This window comes from Enterobacter sp. MGH 37 (assembly GCF_000534515.1).
GTDB classification, from domain to species: Bacteria; Pseudomonadota; Gammaproteobacteria; order Enterobacterales; family Enterobacteriaceae; genus Enterobacter; species Enterobacter kobei.
Genome location: NZ_KI973205.1, coordinates 2,034,837 through 2,036,618 on the forward strand (window position 1 = coordinate 2,034,837; position 1,782 = coordinate 2,036,618).

General features: G+C 53.3%; 2 protein-coding genes. Both read right to left on the minus strand.

Annotated elements, in window-relative coordinates; all coding sequences use genetic code 11:
* The coding region (locus L383_RS14030) for a terminase large subunit (RefSeq protein ID WP_032629077.1) at positions 1-1,501 on the minus strand (1,501 nt) is incomplete at its 3' end.
* Positions 1,501-1,782: phage terminase small subunit P27 family (locus tag L383_RS14025; protein WP_032629080.1), on the minus strand; the 282-nt coding region annotated here is incomplete at its 5' end. The genes L383_RS14025 and L383_RS14030, both read right to left, overlap by 1 nt.

A 1,782-nucleotide genomic window follows, 5' to 3' on the forward strand; every position in this document is an offset into this window, starting at 1 on the left:
CCAGTGCTTCGACCTCTTTCATCGCCTCAGAGAAATTGCGAACCGTCTGCGGTACCTCCACCAGCGGCAGCCCTTCTTCTGCCAGCGCAAGGCTGAACTGCGTCGCACTCCACGGATCGAAGCCAATTTCTTTCAGGCTCTCACCAGCAACCCACAACTGTAGCTCTTCCTTAATCTGAGCATGGTCGATTACATCACCGTCGGTAAGGATCAGCTTGTCCATCCCGGCCCACTTACGATAGAGCTCTGCCATCTGGCGTGAACATTTCTCAAGGCGTCCTTCCGGTAGCCAGAATTTGAAATCCGCATGAACGTGGCCATCTGGCGCGCGCCAGACTTTAGCGGCCGCACAGATATCAATTTTGTTTGACAGGTCAACGCCCACCCAGGAGGGATAGGTTTTAAGTTCGTGCTGCGGGGCGATAAACTCGCATTTCTCCCATTTCATCATGTCCATCCAGGCTGACTCAGCGGTAACCCAGATATTCATGTGCTTGGTGAAAAAGTTGATTCTGGCCGAAACCTGCTCTTTCGCCTTTTTAGCCAGGCGGCGCAGGTCATCCCAGCGCTTACAGATACCCAGCCCCGGATTCGCCTTCTGCCAGACTTTTTCATCAAAGGGATCGTCACCTTCATCTAAGGTGTAGATGATGGCAAAAAACGTATCGTCTTTAACCAGGCCGCGCAGGACCTTGATTGCGTAATCACGCAATTCGTAGCAGATGCCTTCTTTGTTGAAACCGGCGGTGGTGATACCGAAAAGCAGCGATTGCAGACGCGCGCCGGTTGCCGTCTCCAGAACGTCCCAGACGTCACGGGTTTTGTGAGCATGCAGCTCGTCGACGATAGCGCAGTGGATGTTCAGACCATCGAGGTTGTTCGCATCTGATGATAATGGCTCGAACTTGGAGGCCGTTTGCTCCTGGTAGATAGCGAGCTTGTTGAATTCGAAGATCCGCCCAAGTGTGGCTTTCGCCTTCTTGACCATATTTTTCGCGTCTTCAAAAACAATTCGTGCCTGGTCACGGGTGGTTGCAGCGGAATAAACCTCCGCACCGCCCTCGCCGTCGGCACCAGCCATATAAAGCCCCACGCCGGAGCAAAGAGTTGATTTGGCATTTTTACGGGCCACCTCAACATCTGCTGTACGAAAGCGCCGAACCATTACTGGACGACCGCTACCGTCGTTACGCAGGACGGTTTCTCCCGTTTCTTCGTTAACCAGCGGGATAACGAAACCAAAAATATTAATCAGGATGAAAACGTGCCAGTCCATCAGCTCAATAGGCTGTCCTGCCAGAGCGCCTTTTACGTGAGGCACAAAATTATAAAAATTCAGAATGTGCTGCGCGCGCGGCTCACTGAAGAAAATACCGCGCTCTTCGCCGTGTGCCAGATCGTCAAGAAAACGCTGACAGGCAAGGCGCACATACTCACAGGCAATAATTTCCCCCGCCACCACCCTCTCGGCGTAGCGGATGCCTTCTGCAACCTTAGCCATTAATCCCTCGCTTTCATAAACTCGGCCAGCGGATCAACCGCATCAGGACCTTTTGCATTCACTTTAGAGCGACTGGCTGGCGTCATGCCGAACTCACCAAGCATGGCGCGCAGACGTTTCCAGGCATCAGCTTTCATGATGGCGGCGGGATGAGCCTTGATCAGCACATCACCGTTCTGCGTTTCGGTCCGGTAGGTGTAGCCCTCAACTTCAAGCGTGTCGCAGTGATGCCGGTATTCGGTATAGGCCTCAACCAGCAGCTCAAGGGCTCTGGCATCAAG